This window comes from Stenotrophomonas sp. STK17_22 (genome assembly GCF_051983905.1).
Taxonomy (GTDB): domain Bacteria; phylum Pseudomonadota; class Gammaproteobacteria; order Xanthomonadales; family Xanthomonadaceae; genus Stenotrophomonas; species Stenotrophomonas maltophilia_A.
In genome coordinates this window covers 1,839,590-1,859,156 of the sequence record NZ_CP197010.1, presented here as the reverse complement: position 1 = coordinate 1,859,156, position 19,567 = coordinate 1,839,590, and the positions used below count along the sequence as shown (strand labels likewise).

General features: G+C 66.6%; 22 protein-coding genes. 5 read left to right on the top strand and 17 right to left on the bottom strand.

The genetic code is table 11. From position 1 onward, the window contains the following. Positions 1-92: 92 nt before the first annotated feature. From ggt to rsmD, 5 genes are all read right to left on the bottom strand, one after another. Positions 93-1,823 carry a gamma-glutamyltransferase gene (gene ggt, locus ACSYS9_RS08650; protein ID WP_071229482.1) on the bottom strand — a complete coding sequence of 577 codons (1,731 nt, stop codon included), beginning with the start codon at positions 1,821-1,823 and terminating at the stop codon, positions 93-95. Next, on the bottom strand, positions 1,820-2,101 hold the full coding sequence (locus tag ACSYS9_RS08645; RefSeq protein ID WP_004153175.1) for a YfhL family 4Fe-4S dicluster ferredoxin: 282 nt from the start codon (positions 2,099-2,101) through the stop codon (positions 1,820-1,822). The genes ggt and ACSYS9_RS08645 overlap by 4 nt, the downstream gene beginning before the upstream one ends. 132 nt (positions 2,102-2,233) lie before the next feature. Next, entirely contained in the window at positions 2,234-2,725 is a 492-nt protein-coding gene (locus tag ACSYS9_RS08640) for a hypothetical protein (protein ID WP_004153167.1), read from the bottom strand. A 60-nt stretch (positions 2,726-2,785) separates the two neighbouring features. Further along, positions 2,786-3,295 (bottom strand): pantetheine-phosphate adenylyltransferase, encoded by a 510-nt coding sequence (gene coaD, locus ACSYS9_RS08635; protein ID WP_032130277.1) that lies wholly within the window; start codon positions 3,293-3,295, stop codon positions 2,786-2,788. A 26-nt stretch (positions 3,296-3,321) separates the two neighbouring features. Further along, the gene (gene rsmD / locus ACSYS9_RS08630; RefSeq protein WP_071229483.1) at positions 3,322-3,900 is read right to left on the bottom strand and encodes a 16S rRNA (guanine(966)-N(2))-methyltransferase RsmD; all 579 of its coding nucleotides are present in this window, start codon (positions 3,898-3,900) and stop codon (positions 3,322-3,324) included. A gap of 736 nt (positions 3,901-4,636) precedes the next feature. Here rsmD and htpG point away from each other — a divergent pair. Beyond that, the gene (gene htpG, locus ACSYS9_RS08625; RefSeq protein ID WP_071229285.1) at positions 4,637-6,529 is read left to right on the top strand and encodes a molecular chaperone HtpG; all 1,893 of its coding nucleotides are present in this window, start codon (positions 4,637-4,639) and stop codon (positions 6,527-6,529) included. Between the two features lie 247 nt (positions 6,530-6,776). On the opposite strand, the gene ACSYS9_RS08620 is transcribed toward htpG, so the two are convergent. Continuing rightward, on the bottom strand, positions 6,777-7,076 hold the full coding sequence (locus ACSYS9_RS08620; RefSeq protein ID WP_071229284.1) for a flagellar basal body protein: 300 nt from the start codon (positions 7,074-7,076) through the stop codon (positions 6,777-6,779). A gap of 129 nt (positions 7,077-7,205) precedes the next feature. On the opposite strand from ACSYS9_RS08620, the gene ftsY reads away from it, so the two are divergent. The 3 genes from ftsY (at position 7,206) to ACSYS9_RS08605 (ending at position 10,020) form a co-directional block, all read left to right on the top strand. Continuing rightward, positions 7,206-8,537 (top strand): signal recognition particle-docking protein FtsY, encoded by a 1,332-nt coding sequence (gene ftsY / locus ACSYS9_RS08615; RefSeq protein ID WP_071229283.1) that lies wholly within the window; start codon positions 7,206-7,208, stop codon positions 8,535-8,537. An 83-nt stretch (positions 8,538-8,620) separates the two neighbouring features. Then, positions 8,621-9,745 (top strand): A/G-specific adenine glycosylase, encoded by a 1,125-nt coding sequence (gene mutY / locus ACSYS9_RS08610; RefSeq protein ID WP_071229282.1) that lies wholly within the window; start codon positions 8,621-8,623, stop codon positions 9,743-9,745. Between the two features lie 5 nt (positions 9,746-9,750). Further along, positions 9,751-10,020, top strand: a complete 270-nt coding sequence (locus ACSYS9_RS08605) for an oxidative damage protection protein (protein ID WP_004153160.1) — start codon at positions 9,751-9,753, stop codon at positions 10,018-10,020. Between the two features lie 74 nt (positions 10,021-10,094). Here the strand turns inward: ACSYS9_RS08605 and ACSYS9_RS08600 are convergent, their stop codons facing one another. The 10 genes from ACSYS9_RS08600 to ACSYS9_RS08555 all read right to left on the bottom strand — a co-directional run bounded on the left by ACSYS9_RS08600 (position 10,095) and on the right by ACSYS9_RS08555 (position 17,143). Further along, positions 10,095-10,544 carry a DUF6491 family protein gene (locus ACSYS9_RS08600; protein WP_032128869.1) on the bottom strand — a complete coding sequence of 150 codons (450 nt, stop codon included), beginning with the start codon at positions 10,542-10,544 and terminating at the stop codon, positions 10,095-10,097. Positions 10,545-10,748: 204 nt separating this feature from the next. Beyond that, a complete protein-coding gene (gene lolD / locus ACSYS9_RS08595; RefSeq protein WP_005409083.1) occupies positions 10,749-11,462 on the bottom strand; it encodes a lipoprotein-releasing ABC transporter ATP-binding protein LolD in 714 nt (237 codons plus the stop codon). After that, a complete protein-coding gene (locus tag ACSYS9_RS08590) occupies positions 11,455-12,696 on the bottom strand; it encodes a lipoprotein-releasing ABC transporter permease subunit (RefSeq protein WP_071229281.1) in 1,242 nt (413 codons plus the stop codon). The genes lolD and ACSYS9_RS08590 overlap by 8 nt, the downstream gene beginning before the upstream one ends. Before the next feature lie 23 nt (positions 12,697-12,719). Continuing rightward, positions 12,720-13,169, bottom strand: a complete 450-nt coding sequence (locus ACSYS9_RS08585) for a hypothetical protein (protein ID WP_071229280.1) — start codon at positions 13,167-13,169, stop codon at positions 12,720-12,722. Next, the gene (locus ACSYS9_RS08580) at positions 13,120-13,368 is read right to left on the bottom strand and encodes an FAD assembly factor SdhE (RefSeq protein ID WP_005409080.1); all 249 of its coding nucleotides are present in this window, start codon (positions 13,366-13,368) and stop codon (positions 13,120-13,122) included. The genes ACSYS9_RS08585 and ACSYS9_RS08580 overlap by 50 nt, the downstream gene beginning before the upstream one ends. Positions 13,369-13,466: 98 nt before the next feature. After that, positions 13,467-14,252, bottom strand: a complete 786-nt coding sequence (locus tag ACSYS9_RS08575) for a succinate dehydrogenase iron-sulfur subunit (protein WP_005409079.1) — start codon at positions 14,250-14,252, stop codon at positions 13,467-13,469. 66 nt (positions 14,253-14,318) lie between these two features. After that, positions 14,319-16,109, bottom strand: coding sequence for a succinate dehydrogenase flavoprotein subunit (gene sdhA, locus ACSYS9_RS08570; protein WP_071229279.1), 1,791 nt, complete (start codon positions 16,107-16,109; stop codon positions 14,319-14,321). A 31-nt stretch (positions 16,110-16,140) separates the two neighbouring features. Next, complete coding sequence (gene sdhD, locus ACSYS9_RS08565) at positions 16,141-16,527, bottom strand: succinate dehydrogenase, hydrophobic membrane anchor protein (RefSeq protein ID WP_005409077.1); 387 nt, start codon at positions 16,525-16,527, stop codon at positions 16,141-16,143. Further along, positions 16,524-16,916, bottom strand: coding sequence for a succinate dehydrogenase, cytochrome b556 subunit (sdhC, locus tag ACSYS9_RS08560; protein WP_024958620.1), 393 nt, complete (start codon positions 16,914-16,916; stop codon positions 16,524-16,526). The genes sdhD and sdhC overlap by 4 nt, the downstream gene beginning before the upstream one ends. A 56-nt stretch (positions 16,917-16,972) precedes the next feature. Further along, positions 16,973-17,143: a DUF1674 domain-containing protein gene (locus ACSYS9_RS08555; RefSeq protein WP_005409075.1), complete on the bottom strand. Its 171-nt coding sequence runs from the start codon at positions 17,141-17,143 to the stop codon at positions 16,973-16,975. Between the two features lie 39 nt (positions 17,144-17,182). On the opposite strand from ACSYS9_RS08555, the gene ygfZ reads away from it, so the two are divergent. Further along, the gene (ygfZ, locus tag ACSYS9_RS08550; protein ID WP_071229278.1) at positions 17,183-18,058 is read left to right on the top strand and encodes a CAF17-like 4Fe-4S cluster assembly/insertion protein YgfZ; all 876 of its coding nucleotides are present in this window, start codon (positions 17,183-17,185) and stop codon (positions 18,056-18,058) included. 87 nt (positions 18,059-18,145) lie between these two features. On the opposite strand, the gene ACSYS9_RS08545 is transcribed toward ygfZ, so the two are convergent. Beyond that, entirely contained in the window at positions 18,146-19,228 is a 1,083-nt protein-coding gene (locus tag ACSYS9_RS08545) for an ABC transporter ATP-binding protein (protein WP_071229277.1), read from the bottom strand. Between the last annotated feature and the right edge of the window lie 339 nt (positions 19,229-19,567).

Genomic DNA, 19,567 nt, shown 5'->3' with positions numbered 1-19,567 from the left:
ATAATCGCTAGAAGGGAAACAGAAAACCCCGCCGGCAAAGGCGGGGTTTCGATAATCAGCCGGATTGCCGGCCAGCAGCCGGCACCACCGGATCAGTGTGCCGGCACCACCTGGGCACTGCCCACCGGGTTGCGCGGGTCACTGCCACCGAACAGCTTGTTGGCCCTGCGGTCCCATTCCACGGTCTGCAGGTTGCCCCACACGTGGCTGGAACCGCGGCCACCCACGGCGACATTGCCCGGCAGGTCGATCTTGTGGCCCATCGCCTGCAGCTGCTTCACCGTCGCCGCGTCGAACGCATCGTCCTCGGCTTCGATCAGGTCCGGCAGCCACTGGTGGTGGTAGCGCGGCAGTGCGGCAACCTGCTGCGCATCCAGGCCGTCGTCGTAGCCGAGGATGCCCAGCAGCACCATGGTGATGATGCGGCTGCCACCCGGGGTGCCCAGCACCACCACCTTGTCGGCGTTCTCCATGAAGGTCGGCGTCATCGAGCTGAGCATGCGCTTGCCCGGCTTCGGCGCATTGGCTTCATAGCCCATCACGCCGAACGCATTGGGCGTGCCCGGCTTCAGCGCGAAGTCGTCCATCTCGTTGTTCAGCAGCACGCCGGTGCCCTTGGGAATCAGCCCCGAGCCGTACAGCAGGTTGACGGTCTGGGTGGCGCCGACGCGGTTGCCGTCGCGGTCGATGATCGAGAAGTGCGTGGTCTCGTCGTCTTCCAGCGGCGTCGGGTTGCCCGACAGCAGGTCGCTGGGCGTGGCCTTCTCCGGATGGATGGTCGCCCGCAGGCCCTGTGCATAGTCCTTGCTGGTCAGCACCTTCTGCGGGATCTGCACGAAGTCCGGATCGCCGAGGAAGAAGGTGCGGTCGCGGTAGGCGCGACGCATCGACTCCACCACCAGGTGGGTGCGGTGCGCCGGGTCCATCTTCTTGATATCCCAGCCTTCCAGGATCTGCAGCATGCTGGCCAGCGCGATGCCACCGGACGACGGCGGCGGCGCGGTGGTGATCTTCCAGCCGTTGTAGTTGAACACGATCGGCTCGCGCTGCTTCACGCGGTAACCGGCCAGCTCTTCAGCGGTCCACTTGCCGCCGGCCTGCTTCACGCCGGCCAGCAACAGCGTTCCGGTCTGGCCCTTGTAGAAGCCATCGAAGCCACCTGCGGCCAGGCGCTCCAGCGTCTGTGCCAGCTCCGGCTGCTTGAACAGGTCACCGCTGGCGATCGGCTTGCCGTTGCGCAGGTAGACCTCGCGCGTTCCGGGATAGCGATCCATCACTTCACGGCGCGAGGCATAGCCCTTGGCCATGCGGTCATACACCGGGAAGCCTTCGCGCGCGATGCGGATGGCCGGCTGCAGCGAGGCCGCCAATGGCAGCTTGCCGTGCTTGGCCGACAGCTCGACCAGCGCCGCAGGCAGGCCCGGGATACCGGCCGACCAGGCGCCATTGACCGAGCGGTCACGGTCGAGGTTGCCCTGCTTGTCGAGGAAGGCCTGCGGGGTCGCAGCGGCCGGTGCGGTCTCGCGCGCATCCAGCATCACATCCTTGCCGGTGGCCGCATCGTGCAGCAGGAAGAAGCCACCACCGCCCAGGCCGGAACTGATCGGCTCGACCACCGCCAGCGTGGACGATACCGCCACCGCGGCATCGAAGGCGTTGCCGCCCTGCGCCAGGATGTCGATGCCCGCCTGGGTGGCCAGCGCATGGCCGCTGGCAATGGCCGCGCCATCGGGGCGCTCGGCACGGGCCGGGCTGTCGGCCCAGGCAATCGGGCTCAGCAGCAGGCCGAGCAGCAACAGGGGGCGGACGATCAGCGTCTTCATTCGGATGGGGGCTCCGCGTAGAGTTCGGGGTGATCGTGCTGCAGCTGGCGCAGCTTGGCCAGCAGCTGGTCTTCCGTTTCCACGATCTCCGGGTCCGGGTCGATGCACTCGACCGGGCAGACGACCACGCACTGTGGCTCGTCGAAATGACCCACGCATTCGGTGCAGCGCGCAGGGTCGATCACGTAGATGGTTTCACCCATCGCAATGGCCTGGTTCGGGCAGGCCGGCTCGCATACGTCGCAGTTGACGCAGAGCTCGTTGATTTTCAGCGACACGGCGATACTCCTCGCCCGCGCCCTGGGACAAAGGACCGGCCAGCGCGGGCGCGCGGGCCGGTCAGGTCATCAGCGGCGCCCTTGCAGGACGCCGCCCGGGCCATGCCGGAGCATGGCCGCCATGGCTCGGTATTACTTGGCTTCGACGAAAATGTACTCGGCACCGGTCGGCTGGATCGCAGCCTGTACGCGGGCGTTGTCGGCCGACTGGCCGATGAAGACGACGCGCACGCCCTTCATCGAATCCGGCGACACGTCCTTGAACACGGCCTGGATCATGTCAGCCATCTTGCCCGAGGCCGACGAACCGAAGGCCAGCATGTTGCCCGGCTGCACGCCACGGGCCACGGCCTGGGTCGCGCTCTCGGTCTGGCGCTCGTACTTGGCCTGGAAGTCCGGGTCCGATTCCGGCGAGAGGTAGTACAGGAACGGGCTGTTGGTGATGTTGCCCATGTTCTGGATCGCCACTTCCTGCAGGTACTTCTTCCAGCCTGCATCGTCGTCCTTGGACGGAGCGACCAGGGCCTGCTTGGCCTCGTCGACCGGAGCGGCCTCTTCCTTCTTGCAGGCGGTGAAGGCCAGGGCCAACGAAGCGATCAGCATCGCGCGCATGGTGGTGTTCATGGGTTTCCTCCCGGAATGGTGCGTGGTGTTGTACGTAATGGGGTGCGGGTACAGCGGGGCTTACGACTGTGCCGACTTCGCTTCGCGGACCTTGCGCAGGGCTTCGAGCACCGCGGCCGGCACGAAGCCGGACACGTCGCCACCCAGGCGCGCGATCTCGCGGACCAGCGAGGACGAAATGAAGCTGTGCTGCTCGGCCGGGGTCAGGAACAGGGTCTCGACCTCGGGGATCAGGTGCCGGTTCATGCTGGCCATCTGGAACTCGTACTCGAAGTCGGACACCGCGCGCAGGCCGCGCAGCAGCACCCCGCCCTGGACCGAACGTACGAAATGCGCCAGCAGGGTATCGAAGCCGATGACCTCGACGTTGCTGTGGTGGGCCAGCGCGCCACGCGCCAGCTGCACGCGCTGCTCCAGCGGCAGCGCCGGGCCCTTGGACGGGCTCTGCGCCACGCCGACCACGACCTTTTCGAACAGCGGCGCGGCACGGCTCACCAGGTCGATGTGACCGTTGGTGATCGGATCGAACGTGCCAGGGTAAACGGCGATGCGGCGGTTGGCCACGGTCATGGGCGGATGCAGATGTTCAGATGAGGTCAAAGTGTAGCAGTGGCGCGGCGGTACAGGGCAAAGCGCACCTCGCGGGTGCCACCCTCGCGGTGCAGCAGCCAGTCCGGCGGCAGCACCGGCACGTGGCCGGCCGGCGATTCCAGGTACAGCCAGGCATCGGCGGCCAAGTGCCGCGGCAGCTGGGCCAGCACGTCCTGCCACAGGCCGTCGGCGAACGGCGGGTCGACGAAGACCAGATCGGCCTGCTGCGCCGGCGCGCCCTGCAGCCAGCGCAGGGCATCGGCCTGCACGACGCTGATCTGGTCGCTGGCCTGCAGCTTGGTCACGGCAGCGGTCAGATTGTGTCCCAGCTGCGCGTCGCGTTCGACCAGGGTGGCGTGGGCGGCACCGCGCGAGACCGCCTCCAGGCCCAGTGCGCCACTGCCGGCGAACAGGTCCAGCACGCGGGCCCCACCGAGCTTGGGCATCAGCCAGTTGAACAGGGTTTCGCGCACACGGTCGCTGCTGGGCCGCAGCCCCGGCAGGGTCGGCACCGGCAGGCGGGTATTGCGCCAGCGCCCGCCGATGATGCGGACCTGGCCTTCATTGCCGCCACGGCCGCTCATCGGCGCCCCCGGCGGGAGGTATTCGAGAATTTCAACATGAGCGGGATTGTAGTTCGGCCGGGCTTTGCCCGGCACCCGTCGAAGCCACGGCAACGGCCGGAGCAACGGCAAAAGCCGGCTATCCGTGGGCCGGCGGGGTGGGTCCGGTTGAGGGGGGCGCTGCAAGTACATCCATGTAAGCTCGGTCGCCGCATCCATGCGGCTCACGCCCCCTCAACCGGACCCACCCCGCCTTCGACAGTTTCCTGCGATCTGTCGAAAGGGCTTTCTGCTCTGGTGGGTGCCGACCGTTGGTCGGCACTGGGTTGGATATCGATGTCTTATGGAAAAATCGTGTCGACCAAGGTCGACACCTACCAACAGCCGCCGTTGCCAGTAGATCCACGCCATGCGTGGATGAATTCATTCGATATCTGACAGATGTGCCGACCAACGGTCGGCCCCCACCAACAGCCGCGTGAACCTGTCAGAGGCGGGGCACTGTGGGTTCGCGGGGTGTGAGCCGCATGGATGCGGCGACCAAGGCTACATGGACGTACTTGCGCCGCCCCCGCGAACCCACAGTGCCCCGCCATCCCACGGAATGCCGCTCTGGCCCTGGCTTTGGCAGTTGCAGTTGCACTGAGCGGGTGCCGGGCGCAGCCCGGCCGACCAACCCCTTGATTTCGGGACAATCAGCCATACCCCTTGGCGAGGCCGCACGCGCTGGCGCGGCATTGCACACGGAGCCTTATCGATGACCGAGACCACCCAGACCGAAACCCTTGGCTTCCAGACCGAAGTCAAGCAGCTGCTGCAACTGATGATCCACTCGCTGTACTCCAACAAGGAGATCTTCCTCCGCGAGCTGGTCTCCAACGCCGCCGACGCCGCCGACAAGCTGCGTTTCGAGGCCCTGACCCAGCCGGCCCTGCTGGAAGGCGACAGCGAGCTGCGCGTGCGCGTCAGCTTCGACCCCACCGCCCACACCATCACCATCGAAGACAACGGTATCGGCATGAGCCGCGCCGAAGCCATCGCCCACCTCGGCACGATCGCAAAGTCCGGCACCGGCGATTTCCTGCGCCAACTGTCCGGCGACCAGAAGAAGGATTCGCAGCTGATCGGCCAGTTCGGCGTCGGCTTCTACAGCGCCTTCATCGTCGCCGACGAAGTGGAAGTGACCTCGCGCCGCGCCGGCCTGGCTGCAGGCGAAGGCGTGCGCTGGACCTCGCGCGGCGAAGGCGATTTCGACGTCGCCACCATCGACAAGGCCGAGCGCGGCACCCGCATCGTGCTGCATCTGAAGGATGGCGAACACGATTTCGCCGATGGCTGGCGCCTGCGCAGCATCCTCAAGAAGTACTCGGACCACATCGGCCTGCCGATCCAGATGCCCAAGGAGGGCGGTGAAGAAGGCGCAGCGGTCGAGTGGGAAACCGTCAACCGCGCCAGCGCACTGTGGACCCGTACGCGCACCGAAATCAGCGATGCCGAGTACACCGAGTTCTACAAGCACGTCGCGCACGATCACAGCGACCCGCTGGCGTGGAGCCACAACAAGGTCGAAGGCAAGCTGGAGTACACCTCGCTGCTGTACGTGCCGGGCCGCGCGCCGTTCGACCTGTACCACCGCGATGCGCCCAAGGGCCTGAAGCTGTACGTGCAGCGCGTGTTCGTGATGGACCAGGCCGAGCAGTTCCTGCCGCTGTACCTGCGCTTCATCAAGGGCGTGGTCGACTCCAACGACCTGTCGCTGAACGTCTCGCGCGAGATCCTGCAGTCCGGCCCGGTCATCGATTCGATGAAGGCGGCGCTGACCAAGCGCTCGCTGGACATGCTGGAAAAGCTGGCCGCCGACAAGCCGGAGCAGTACGCCACGTTCTGGAAGGAATTCGGCCAGGTGCTGAAGGAAGGCCCGGCCGAGGACTACAACAACCGCGAGAAGGTGGCCGGCCTGCTGCGCTTCGCCTCTACCCGTGGCGACGGCGATGCGCAGACCGTGTCGCTGGCCGACTACCTCGGCCGCATGACCGAAGGCCAGGACAAGATCTACTACCTGACCGGCGAGAGCTACAGCCAGGTACGCAACAGCCCGCACCTGGAAGTGTTCCGCAAGAAGGGCGTGGAAGTGCTGCTGCTGACCGACCGCATCGACGAGTGGCTGATGGGCTACCTGACCGATTTCGACGGCAAGGGCTTCGTCGACATCGCCCGTGGTGACCTCGACCTGGGCGCGCTGGAAACCGAAGCGGACAAGCAGGAACAGGAAGCGGCGGCCAAGGACAAGCAGGGCCTGGTCGAGCGCCTGAAGACGGTGCTGGGCGATGACGTGGCCGAAGTGCGCGTCTCGCACCGCCTGACCGATTCGCCGGCGGTGCTGGCCATCGGCGAACAGGACCTGGGCCTGCAGATGCGCCAGATCCTGGAGGCCAGCGGCCAGAAGGTGCCGGAGAGCAAGCCGGTGCTGGAGATCAACCCGGGCCACCCACTGATCGCCAAGCTTGATGCCGAAGCGGATGGCGCGCGCTTCGACGACCTCGGCCGGGTGCTGTTCGACCAGGCTGCGTTGGCCGCCGGTGACAGCCTGAAGGATCCGGGTGCCTATGTGGCGCGCCTGAACAAGCTTCTGCTGGAGCTGTCGGTCTGATCGAGGCGGTGGTCGCCGGGCATGGCCCGGCGCTACCGGGTGCTGGTGGATGCCAACCTTGGTTGGCATTCCTGCTCTGGTAGGTGCCAACCTTGGTTGGCACTGTTGCCCTGGTAGAGGCCAACCTTGGTTGGCGCCCCAAAAGCGTGCCAACCAAGGTTGGCACCTACCAGGGCGGGTCGAGCGTGCCGACCAAGGTTGGCACCCACCAGAGGGCGGCGGTTGGCACCTGCCAAAACGGTGTTGCTCAGGCGTCCCGATCCAGCAGTGAGCCCAGCATCTGGTCCTGGCGACGGATCACCGTGGCGTTGGCGGCAAAGGCCACGACCTCGGCTTTCGCGGCCAGCAGATCACCCAGCGGCGCGCCGGCATTGGCGCCGGTGGGCGCCACCAAAGCCTGCACCCCACCCTGCTCGGTGGTATTGCGCTGCAACTGCAGGTGCTGGGCACCCGGGGTCGCCAGGTTGGCCACGTTGTGCGCGGACACCTGCACGCCCTGCTGGGCCGCGCGCATCCCGCTGAGGGCGATTCCCATCACGTTGTCCATGGCGGTCTCCGGGCCGCACGGCGCAGCCCTCCGGACCGGTTAGCGGCCGGTGGGCCGCCACCTTGAGTCCACATCGGCCGGACAGGCCCGAGTGGTAGCATATCCCTCTGATTTCAGCGCCTTTTGCCAATGCTCAGTTTTTTCCGCCGCAAGAAGCCCCAGGATGCCCCCGCAGCGGAGGCACCCAAGACCCAGCACTACTCGGCTGAAGAGCTGGCGGCGGCATTCCCGTCGGCCGCGCCGGTCGAGGACAGGGAACCAGCGCCGGTAGCTGCGCCGGCCGCACCTGCCCCCGTTGAGCCGCCCCCGGCAGCGGTCGCCCCGGTAACGGTCGAGCCTACCCCGGTGGCTCCCGCTCCGGTGGTCCCGGCCGTCCCGGCACCCATTGCTCCGGCCCCGATCGCGCAGATCGACGTCGCCCCTGTCGTTGCCCCAGCCATCGAGCCGGTGCCTGCGCCACTGCCGGAACCTGCGCCGACCCCGGCACCGGTCTCCGACGACCTGCCTGCGGCTGCCTCGATCGACGCCGTGCCCGCTCCGGCCGGCAAGCCCGGCTGGCGCGAACGCCTGCGCAACAGCGTCATCGCGCGCAGCTTCGGCGGCCTGTTCTCGCGTAACCCCAAGCTCGACGACGACCTGCTGGACGAGCTGGAAACCGCACTGATCACCGCCGACGTCGGCGTGGGCGCCACCACCGACCTGGTCGAGGGCCTGCGCAAGCGCATGAAGTCGCGCGAGTTCGCCGACGCCAATGCGCTGCTGGCCGCGCTGCGCGCCGAGCTGATCGCGATCCTGCAGCCGGTCGCCAAGCCGCTGGTGATCGACCGCAACGCCAAGCCCTTCGTGGTGCTCACCGTCGGCGTCAACGGCGTCGGCAAGACCACCACCATCGGCAAGCTGGCCAAGCGCTTCAAGGATGACGGCCACAGCCTGATGCTGGCCGCCGGCGATACCTTCCGCGCCGCCGCCGTGGCCCAGCTGCAGGCCTGGGGCGAGCGCAACGGCGTGGCCGTGGTCGCGCAGGGGCAGAACGCCGATGCCGCTTCGGTGGCATTCGACGCGCTGCAGGCCGGCAAGGCCCGCGGCACCTCGGTGCTGATCGCCGATACCGCCGGCCGCCTGCACACCCAGTCCGGCCTGATGAACGAGCTGGGCAAGATCCGCCGCGTGCTTGGCAAGATCGACCCCACCGCCCCGCATGAGGTGCTGATGGTGATCGACGGCACCACCGGCCAGAACGCGCTGTCGCAGCTGCGCCAGTTCAATGCCGCGGTGAACGTGACCGGCCTGGTAGTGACCAAGCTGGACGGCACGGCCAAGGGCGGCGTGGTGTTCGCGCTGGCGCGCGAGTTCGGCATTCCGATCCGCTTTGCCGGCATCGGCGAGCGCCCGGAAGACCTGCGCGTGTTCGATCCGGAAGCCTTCGTCGACGCCCTGCTGCCCGAAGCGCTGGGCGCCTGATACAGCGCGCAGCCACGCATGGCGTGGCTCTACTGAAACCGGTAGAGCCACCCCACGGGTGGCTGCCCACCTCCGGAACACCGATGCCCCGCCAGCCGCACGCCAGCGCCAAGACTGCCCGGGAAGACGGTTTCGTCGCCCGCCTGCTGCACTGGTTCGACGACCACGGCCGCCACGACCTGCCCTGGCAGCACCCACGCAGTCCCTACCGGGTCTGGCTGTCGGAAATCATGCTGCAGCAGACCCAGGTGAGTACGGTCATCCCGTATTTCCAGCGGTTCCTGCAGCACTTCCCGACCCTGCCCGACCTTGCCGCAGCCAGCAACGACGCGGTGATGGCGCAGTGGGCCGGGCTCGGCTACTACGCCCGCGCACGCAACCTGCATGCCGCTGCGAAGCGCTGCGTGGAACTGCACGACGGCGACCTGCCGCGTGATTTCGATGCATTGCATGCCCTGCCCGGCATCGGCCGCAGCACCGCCGGCGCGATCCTCAGCCAGGCCTGGAACGACCCGTTCGCGATCCTCGATGGCAACGTCAAGCGCGTGCTCAGCCGTTACCACGGCATCGATGGTTTCCCCGGGCTGCCGGCCATCGAGAAGCAGCTGTGGGCGATCGCCGAGGCGCACGTGGCGCAGGTGCCGGCCGGGCGCATGGCCGACTACACGCAGGCGCAGATGGATCTGGGCGCGACGGTGTGCAGCCGCGCCAAACCGGCCTGCGTGATCTGCCCGCTGCAGGATGACTGCGTGGCACGGCGCGAAGGCCGCACTGCCGAACTGCCAACGCCCAAGCCCAGCAAGACCCTGCCCGAACGCGAAGCAGTGGCCCTGCTGCTGCGCGACGCGCAGCAGCGCGTGCTGCTGCAGAAGCGGCCGGACACCGGCATCTGGGCGCAGCTGTGGACGCTGCCGCAGGCCGACGCCGGCAGCGTGCTGCAGGACTGGTTCGACGTGCACGTTGAAGGTTCGCTGGAAGACGCCGAGGAGCTGCCCGTGCTGCAGCACACCTTCAGCCACTACAAGCTGCATCTGCAGGTATTGTCGCGGCAGGTACACGGACTGCGCGTGGAAGAACCCACGCTGCGCTGGGTCGCCAGCGACGAACTGCACGCGCTGGGCCTGCCGGCACCGATCCGCAAACTGCTCGACGGCGCAACGATCAAGACGCCGAAACGAAATTCCAAGAAACCCCGCAACCACGAGTGAATGCCATGTCCCGAACCGTCTTCTGCCAGTACGAACAACGCGATGCCGAGGGCCTGGACTTCGTGCCCTACCCCGGCGAACTGGGCCAGCGCATCTTCAACAACATCGGCAAGCAGGCCTGGGCTGCGTGGCTGGCGCACCAGACCATGCTGATCAACGAGAACCGCCTGTCGCCGCGCACGCCGGAGCATCGCGCGTTCCTTGAAGGCGAACTGGTCAAGTTCCTGTTCGAGAAGGACGCGGAAAAGCCGGCCGGCTTCACCCCGGAAGCCTGACACACAGGTAGTGCCGGCCGCTGGCCGGCAACCTGGCATCTGCGCGATGCCGGCCAGCGGCCGGCACTACCACGCTATTTCGTGCTTTCCTCGCGCTCCTGCACCTGCGCCTGGCGCAGCTCCTGTTCGGAGGCACGCAGCGCCTTCACGTCCAGTTTGCGGATGCTGTCGATGAAGCACGGCATGCGCGGCCCGCCGGTCGGGTCGCGCACCAGCACTTTGTCGAAACGCGCCGAAACACGGTTCATCTGGCTGGTCAGGCCGATGGCGGTGGCATACGGCAGGTCCTGGCAGGGACCTCTCAATTCCAGCAGGTAGGCTTCGCTGGGACGGGTCCACACCGCCAGCGCGCTGTCGCCCAGCTCGGTCCAGCCATTGAGGCTGCCGAAGAACTGCATGTCGTTCTGCGGCGCGCCGGCATGGGCACGGTACAGGTCAAGTTTCTCGGCAGAGCTGAGCCGGCCGGTGGTCGCGCAGGCGGCCAGCGCCAGGCAGAGTCCGGCCATCAGGATCGGGGTCTTCATGGCGATCTCCTCGGGGAACTGTCGCCATCATGCGCCTGCGCAGACAACGCCGGCGCGAAAGCCAGTACCCCATTCAGCAGCCGGTCGGCGGTCGCCCCAAGCAGGCCCAAGGCTCCGGATTCCGGTAGTCGCCAACCTTGGTTGGCGCTTGCCCTGCAAGAGCAGCCGACCAAGGTCGGCTTCCACCAAAGCGGGCCCGGCGCCTCAGACGTCAGCGTGGGCCAGCGCGTGCAGGCGCCCCTCGCGCAGCTCCAGCACCCGGTCCAGGCGCCGTGCCAGGCTGCGGTCGTGGGTCACCAGCACCAGGCTGGTATGCCGCGCACGATTCAGTTCCAGCATCAGCTCGAACACCGTCGCCGCGGTGCGGTCATCGAGGTTGCCGGTCGGCTCGTCCCCGAGCACGCAGGCCGGATGATTGACCAGCGCACGCGCCACTGCGGCACGCTGGCGTTCGCCACCGGACAGTTCGCCGGGCTTGTGGTCCAGGCGATGGCCAAGGCCGACCGCTTCCAGCAGCGTGGTGGCCCGGCTGCTCGCCTCGGCCACTGCAGTACCGGCCAGCAGCACCGGCATCATCACGTTTTCCAGCGCGGTGAACTCAGGCAGCAGGTGGTGGAACTGATAGACGAAGCCCAGCGCCTGGTTGCGCAGCAGGCCACGCGCGGTGTCCGACAGCGCCGACATGCGCTGGCCGGTCACGTAGACCTCGCCAGCGGTCGGAATATCCAGCCCGCCCAGCAGGTGCAGCAGCGTGCTCTTGCCCGCACCAGAGGCGCCGATGATCGCCACGGTTTCGCCGGCGGTCACGGTCAGGTCCAGGCCATCGAACACCGGGGTCTGCATGCGCCCTTCGGCGTAGGTCTTGCCCAGTGCTTCGGCGCGGATCACTTCATCGCCGCGGTTGAAGACCTTATTCATAACGCAGGGCCTCCGCCGGCTGGGTGCGTGCTGCCCGCCAGGCGGGATACAGGGTGGCCAGGAAGCTCATCAGCAGCGCGACCACGGTGATCGCCACCACGTCGCCGGTCTGCATGTCGGTCGGCAGGCCGGTGATGTAGTAGACGTCCTCCGGCAGCAGCTTGACGTTGAACACGCTCTCGATGGCACCGAGGATGCGTTCCAGGTTGAGGGTCAGGGTGATTCCGCCGATCAGGCCGGCCAGCGTGCCGAAGATGCCGATCAGCGAACCCTGCACCATGAACACCTGCATCACCCCACCCGGGGTCAGGCCCAGCGTGCGCAGGATGGCGATGTCGGCCTGCTTGTCGGTCACCAGCATCACCTGCGAGGACACCAGGTTAAAGGCACCCATCGCGATGATCAGCGACAGCAGGATGCCCATCACCACCTTCTCCATGCGCAGCGAGTGGTAGAGGTTGGCGTTCTGCTGGGTCCAGTCACTCACGCGGTACGCACCGCCAAGGCTCTGCGCCAGGTCCACGCCCACTTCCAGCGAGCGGTCCATGTCGTGCAGTTTCAGGCGCACGCCGGTGGCACCATCGCTGCGCAGCACGCGCTCCAGGTCCTTCATGTTGGCGAAGCCGACGCCGCGGTCGACCTCGTTGTAGCCGGCCTCGAAGATGCCGCTCACGGTAAAGCGTTTCATCCGTGGCACCGCACCGGCAGGCGTGCCCTGCACTTCGGCGAACGTCACCAGCACCTGATCGCCAACGTCCACGCCCAGCCAGATCGCCAGCTCCTTGCCCAGCAGCAGGTTGAAGCTGCCCGGCGTGAGGCTGTCATAGCTGCCCTTGGTGACCTTCTTGTCGATCACCGATACCTTCGGCTCCAGCGCCGGATCGATGCCCTGGATGATCGCGCCCTGCACGCGCGGGCCGCTGATCATCGACTGGATCTCGATGTACGGCGCAGCACCGGCCACGCGCGGGTCCTTGCGGGCCACGTCGACTACGCGCATCCAGTCCGGCATCGGCTCGCCGTCGCGGCTGATGGTGGTGTGCGCGGTCATCTGCAGCAGGCGGCTGCGGATTTCCTTCTGGAAACCGCTCATCACCGCCAAGGTGGTGATCAGCACCGTGACGCCGAGCGCGATGCCCAGGATCGATGCCATCGAGATGAAGGAGATGAAGCCGTTGCGGCGCTTGGCGCGCAGGTAGCGCAGGCCAATGGCCACGGGAATGGGTTTGAACATGCAGGCACGCCGGTCAATTCAGCTTATGGTGCCATCGACCGGGGCCTACGGGAAACGCCACGTGCGGCCACGGCCAGTCGCAGTTCACGTCGCTGCCCGGAATCGAGCACATCCGGCCAGAACAGCAGGCGCCGGCGGCGGCGATCCTCACGCCAGAGCAACAACAGCCATGGACCACGCACGACCAGCTGGGGTGTATCGGCGTCCTGCCCCGCCACCTGCAGCGGCTCGGGCGGTGCCGGCAGAAGCACCTGCACGCGTGGCCTGCGCTGGCGCCAGGCCAGTTCGGCCAACCCGATGACCCAGGCCAGCACCACCGCGGGCATCAGCAACCGTGAAGGCAGATCCGATGCGCGCAGCAGCCAGGGCGCAGCCAGCAGCACCGCCAACTGGGCGGCGGCCTGCAGCCGCGAGGGGCGCCACTCAAGGCTTGAGGGCGAGGATCTTCTGCATGAGGGGGATCGCGTGCGCATGTGGACAGGCCTCATAGCCCATGAACCAGCGCCACAACTTATCGTCCTCGCAGTCGAGCAGGAACAGGAAAACCTCGCGCTCTTCGGTCGGCGCAGTGCTCCATTCGTGGTCCAGGTAGCGACCGAACAGCTGGTCCAGCTCACGCATGCCGCGGCGGCAACGCCAGCGCAGCTTCTTCAGCAGAACGTCTTCTTCCATCATGTTTCTCCAGATACAGCAAAGCCACGCATGGCGTGGCTTTGCTGGGGTGGCACAGCCACGCGTGGCGTGGCTCTACCGGGTACAGCCAGGCCTGATCAGGCGCGGCGTTCCATCATCAGCTTCTTGATCTCGGCGATCGCCAGCGCCGGGTTCAGGCCCTTCGGGCAGGTCCGGGCGCAGTTCATGATGGTGTGGCAGCGGTACAGCTTGAACGGATCTTCCAGATCGTCCAGGCGCGCACCGGTGTCCTCATCGCGCGAGTCGATGATCCAGCGGTAGGCCTGCAGCAGGATCGCCGGGCCCAGGTAACGCTCGCCGTTCCACCAGTAGCTCGGGCAGCTGGTCGAGCAGCAGGCGCACAGGATGCACTCGTACAGGCCGTCCAGCTTCTTGCGGTCTTCCGGCGACTGCAGGCGCTCACGGTCCGGCGGTGCCGGGGTCTGGGTGCGGATCCACGGCTTGATCGAGGCGTACTGCGCGTAGAAGTGGGTCAGGTCCGGAACCAGATCCTTGACCACGTTCATGTGCGGCAGCGGGTAGATCGGCACTTCCTTCTTGCCGCAGTCCGAGATGGCTCGAGTGCAGGCCAGGGTGTTGGTGCCGTCGATGTTCATCGCGCACGAACCACAGATACCTTCGCGGCAGGAGCGGCGGAAGGTCAGGGTCGGGTCGATCTCGTTCTTGATCTTGATCAGGGCGTCCAGGACCATCGGGCCACAGGCGTCCAGATCGACTTCATAGGTATCGGTGCGCGGGTTGCTGTCGTCGTCCGGACTCCAGCGGTAGATCTTGAAGGTGCGCACGTTCTTGCCGCCGTTCTTGACGGGGAAGTGCTTGCCCTTCGTGATCTTGGAATTCTTGGGGAGTGAAAACTCGGCCATGGCTGCTCTCGTTGGCTCAGGCGGCCCGCGCCCGTGGGCGCGGATTGCATGGTAGGCGGGGTCGGATCAGTACACGCGCGGCTTCGGCGGCACTACGGACACGTCGTCGGTCAACGTGTACATGTGCACCGGACGGTAGTCGAAGCTGCACTTGCCCTTCTCGTCGACGCTGACCAGGGTGTGCTTCTGCCAGTTGACGTCGTCGCGGTCCGGATAGTCCTCGTGCGCATGCGCGCCGCGGCTTTCCTTGCGCTGTTCGGCCGAGTTGATCGTCGCCACCGCGTTGAGCAGCAGGTTGTTCAGCTCGTAGGTCTCGATCAGGTCCGAGTTCCAGACCAGCGAACGGTCGGAGACCTTCACGTCCTGGAACGAGTCGAAGATCTTGTCCATCTTCTCGCAGCCTTCCTTCAGCGTCTGGCTGGTGCGGAAGACCGCCGCGTCGGCCTGCATGGTGCGCTGCATGCGATCGCGGATGACCGAGGTCGGGGTATCGCCGTTGGCGTGGCGCAGCTTGTCCAGCAGGCCCAGCGCCTTGTCGCAGGCATCGGCCGGCAGCGGCTTGTGCGACGCGCCCGGCTTGATGGTCTCGGCGCAGCGGTTGGCCACTGCACGACCGAACACCACCAGGTCCAGCAGCGAGTTCGAGCCGAGGCGGTTGGCACCGTGCACCGACACGCAGGCGGCTTCGCCGATCGCGTACAGGCCCGGGATCACCGCATCGGGGTTGTCGCCATCCTTGCGCACCACTTCGCCGTGGTAATTGGTCGGGATGCCACCCATGTTGTAGTGCACGGTCGGGATGACCGGGATCGGCTGCTTGTGCACGTCGACGCCGGCGAAGATGCGGGCGCTTTCTGCGATGCCCGGCAGCTTCTCGTCGATCACGCCCGGGCCGAGGTGGGTCAGGTCGAGCAGGATGTGGTCCTTGTGCTCGCCGACGCCGCGGCCTTCGCGGATCTCGATGGTCATCGAACGGCTGACCACGTCGCGCGAGGCCAGATCCTTGTAGTGCGGTGCGTAACGCTCCATGAAGCGCTCGCCGCTGCTGTTGCGCAGGATGCCGCCTTCACCGCGGACACCCTCGGTGATCAGGCAGCCGGCGCCGTAGATGCCGGTCGGGTGGAACTGCACGAACTCCATGTCCTGCATGGCGATGCCGGCACGCATGGCCAGGCCGCCACCGTCACCGGTGCAGGTGTGCGCCGAGGTGGCGCTGAAGTAGGCACGGCCGTAACCGCCGGTGGCCAGCACCACGCCCTGGGCGCGGAACAGGTGCAGGGTGCCGTCGGACATGTCCAGAGCCAGCACGCCGCGGCAGGCGCCTTCCTCGTCGAAGATCAGGTCGAGCGCGAAGTACTCGATCATGAAGCGCGCATCGTGCTTCAGCGACTGCTGGTACAGGGTGTGCAGCATCGCGTGGCCGGTACGGTCGGCCGCCGCGCAGGTACGCTGCGCCGCCGGGCCTTCGCCGTACTTGGTGGTCATGCCACCGAACGGACGCTGGTAGATCTTGCCTTCGGCGGTGCGCGAGAACGGCACGCCGTAGTGTTCGAGCTCGATGATGGCCGGGATGGCCTCACGGCACATGTATTCGATGGCGTCCTGGTCGCCCAGCCAGTCCGAACCCTTGATGGTGTCGAAGAAGTGGTAGCGCCAGTCGTCCTCGCCCATGTTGGCGAGTGCGGCCGAGATACCGCCCTGGGCGGCAACGGTGTGCGAACGGGTCGGGAAGACCTTGGTCAGGCACACGGTCTGCAGGCCCTTGGCGGCCAGGCCGAACGTGGCGCGCAGGCCGGCGCCGCCGGCGCCGACCACGACCATGTCGTACTTGTGTTCGGTGATCTTGTAAGCGGACATCTAATCTGGATTCCTGTGTTGGTGCCTGGGCTCAGGCAACGCCGAGGGCGATGCGGCCCACCGCAAACACACTGACGATCATGCCGAGCACGGCGACGAACTTCACCGCGGTCTGCAGCACCAGAGCCAGCAGCGATTCGTGGATGTAGTCTTCCAGCACGACCTGCATGCCGAGCTGCGCGTGCCAGAACATGGCGATCAGCAGGCCGATCAGCGGCACCGCATTCCACGGCTTGGCCACGGCAGCGGCGGCAGTCGCGTAATCCGAGCCCAGCAGGCCCAGCACGAAGACCAGGAACCAGATGCCCAGCACCACCAGGGCGGCGGCGGTCAGGCGCTGGTGCACGAAGTGCTCGGTGCCGGTCTTGGCCGAACCGAGGCCGCGCACGTTCTTCAACGGGGTACGGAACTTGCTCACGCGGCACCTCCGAACATCACATAGGCCCACACCAGCAGGGTGATCACCAGGCTGCCGATGACCGAAAGCCAGCTGCTGCGGATGAAGGCGGGGATGCTGAAGCCGATGGCGAAGTCCTGCACCACGTGGCGGATGCCATTGCACAGGTGATAGGCGAACGACCATGTCCACGCGAACAGGAACACGCGGCCATACCAGGCCCCGGCATGGCCGGTGAAGCAGTTCCAGGACTCGGGCCCCATCATCAGGGCCAGCAGGCCGGCAGCGATGATGAGGGCACCAACAGACAGAAAGACGCCAGTGGCTCGATGCAGGATCGAGGTGGCCATCTGAATCTGCCAGCGATACACCTGAAGGTGCGGGGAAAGTGGGCGTTGTCTGGTCGCCATTCGCTGGGCTCGTTGTCTCGGCTGGGCGGCACGTGGCCGCGTTGGCTCAATGCTGATCAGAAATCGATGCAGCGTCCGTTTTTCTCCCAATCGCCATACCGCACCGGATCGAGTCCGCCGCGGCCGCCGAATTCCTCTGCTTTTTCCTGTTCCACGGGCACGGGTGCCGCGGGGACCAGCGGGGCTTCAGATTCGTCGTCGGGAGTGGGGGTTGTTTGGCCTATCATGTTCGGTCTCGCAACGCACAAATTTTAGACCTCGTTCACGTGCCTGACAACCTGCCCCCTGCTTTCGTCGGATATCCGCGCCTGCCCGGCCACCAGCTGCTGAGCCTGCAGGGCCCGGATGCGGCCGTCTTCGCCCACGCTCAGTTCAGCAGCGATGTCACCGCCCTGCCCCTGCTGCACTGGCAGTGGAGCGCCTGGTTGAGCGCCAAGGGCCGCACTCTGGCGGTGTTCCAGCTGCTTCGACTGGCGGACGACCACGTGATGCTGGTGCTGGCCGACGGTGATGCCGATGCGATTGCGTCGCAACTGCAGCGCTTCGTGTTCCGCCGCAAGGTAAAGGTGCAGGTGCGCAGCGATCTGGCCGTGGCCGGTGCGTTCACTGCGCCCGAAGCCGCCAGCGGCGCTGCGATTGCGCAGACCGCAGGTGACGGCTGGGAACTGGACCTGGGCAGCGACGCCCTCCCGCGGACCCTGCGCATTGGCAGCGCCGATGCCTTCGCCGCCGGCAGTGAAGCCGATGAGGCCGCTTTCGCACTGGCCTGGCGCCAGGCCGACCTGCGCTACGGCCTGCCCCGGCTGCAAGAAAGCCAGCGCGAAGTGTGGACCCCGCAGCAGCTGGGGTTGGACCGCCTGAACGGTTACAGCGTGAAGAAGGGCTGCTATCCGGGCCAGGAGATCGTCGCCCGCACCCACTTCCTCGGCAAGGCCAAGCGTGCGGTGCAGCTGCTGCATACCGCGGCACCGGCGCAGGCCGGCGATGGCGTGCAGCAGGATGGCGCAGCGCTGGGCACGATTGCCTGCGTGGCCGGCGACCTGGCACTGGCGGTGCTGCCGCTGGAAGCCAGCGACGCTGATCTGCAGGTGGGTGATGCGATCGCGCAGCGCATGCCGTTGCTGGATGGCCTGGCGCGCTGAGCCCGGTGGATGAAGGAATGGTAGTGCCGGCCGCTGGCCGGCAACCATGCCTGGTTGAGGTTGCCGGCCAGCGGCCTGCACTACCCGTTACAGCCGCTCGCCGGATTCCGGGTTGAAGAAGTGCAGGCCCTGCGGGTGGATCGCCACGCGGATCTGCTCGCCCACCGCCGGCAGCGACTGCGGCGCCACGCGCATGGTCAGCGCGTGCTGGCCACTGCTCAGGTTGACGAAGATCTCGTTGCCGACCGGTTCGATGCCTTCAATGCGTGCGGCAAATGCATGCGCATCATCGGCACTGGCCGGCTGCAGGTGTTCCGGGCGCACGCCCACCGCGATCGGCTTCTGCAGCCACGCCGGATCGATCGTGGCCTGGCCCAGCGGTGCCCGCCATTCGCCGTCGACCACGGTCACGCCGCCGGCATCGCCCTGCAGCGTGCCACGCAGCACGTTCATCGCCGGGCTGCCGAGGAAACCGGCCACGAACAGGTTGGCCGGGCGGTCGTACAGCGCCATCGGCGTATCGATCTGCTGGATGATGCCGTCCTTCAACACCACGATGCGCTGGCCCAGGGTCATTGCTTCGACCTGGTCGTGCGTCACGTAGATCATGGTGGTGCCCAGCTTGCGGTGCAGCTGCGCGATCTCGGTGCGCACGCTGTGGCGCAGCTTGGCATCGAGGTTGGACAGCGGCTCGTCCAGCAGGAACACCGCCGGCTCGCGCACCAGCGCCCGGCCCAGCGCAACACGCTGGCGCTGGCCGCCGGACATCGCCTTGGGCAGCTTGTCCATCATCTCGGTCAGGCCCAGCGTCTGTGCGGCCTCGGCGATGCGCTTGTCGATGGTCGCCTTGTCATGGCCGCGCAGCTTCAGGCCGAAGGCCAGGTTCTCGGCCACGGTCATGTGCGGGTACAGCGCGTAGCTCTGGAACACCATGGCGATGTCGCGATCCTTCGGCGCCACGTCGTTGACCACGCGATCACCGATGGTCAGCGTGCCGCCGCTGATCTCCTCCAGGCCAGCCACCATCCGCAGCAGGGTCGACTTGCCACAGCCGGACGGACCGACCAGCACCATCAGCTCGCCATCGGCGACCTCGAAGCTGGCGTCCTTCACCGCGACCTGGCCGTTGTCATAGACCTTGCGCACACCCTGCAACTGCACTTTTGCCATATCACCTATCCGGTCCGCCCGAAGCCGGGCTGTCTTTTGGGACTGCCTCGGCCCTCCCGATGGCAGTGATGATTGCGCGCCTGCCGCATGACGGCGAGCACTGCAATCGAATACAGTTGCCCATTCTGCCATGTAAACGTTTTCACGTGGCACTATCCGATGATCGGTGCGCACCGATCTGCGTCGGCGGTTGAACGAAGGTTCTGCCGAAGCAGTGGTTTCGAATGGAACGGTCTTCCGCTACCCCGGAGATCGCACCTGACGAACCTCGGACAGGCAGTTGCGCGGATGTCCCCCGAACCCAGCCATGAAGCGATTGACAACGATGTCACCCGGATC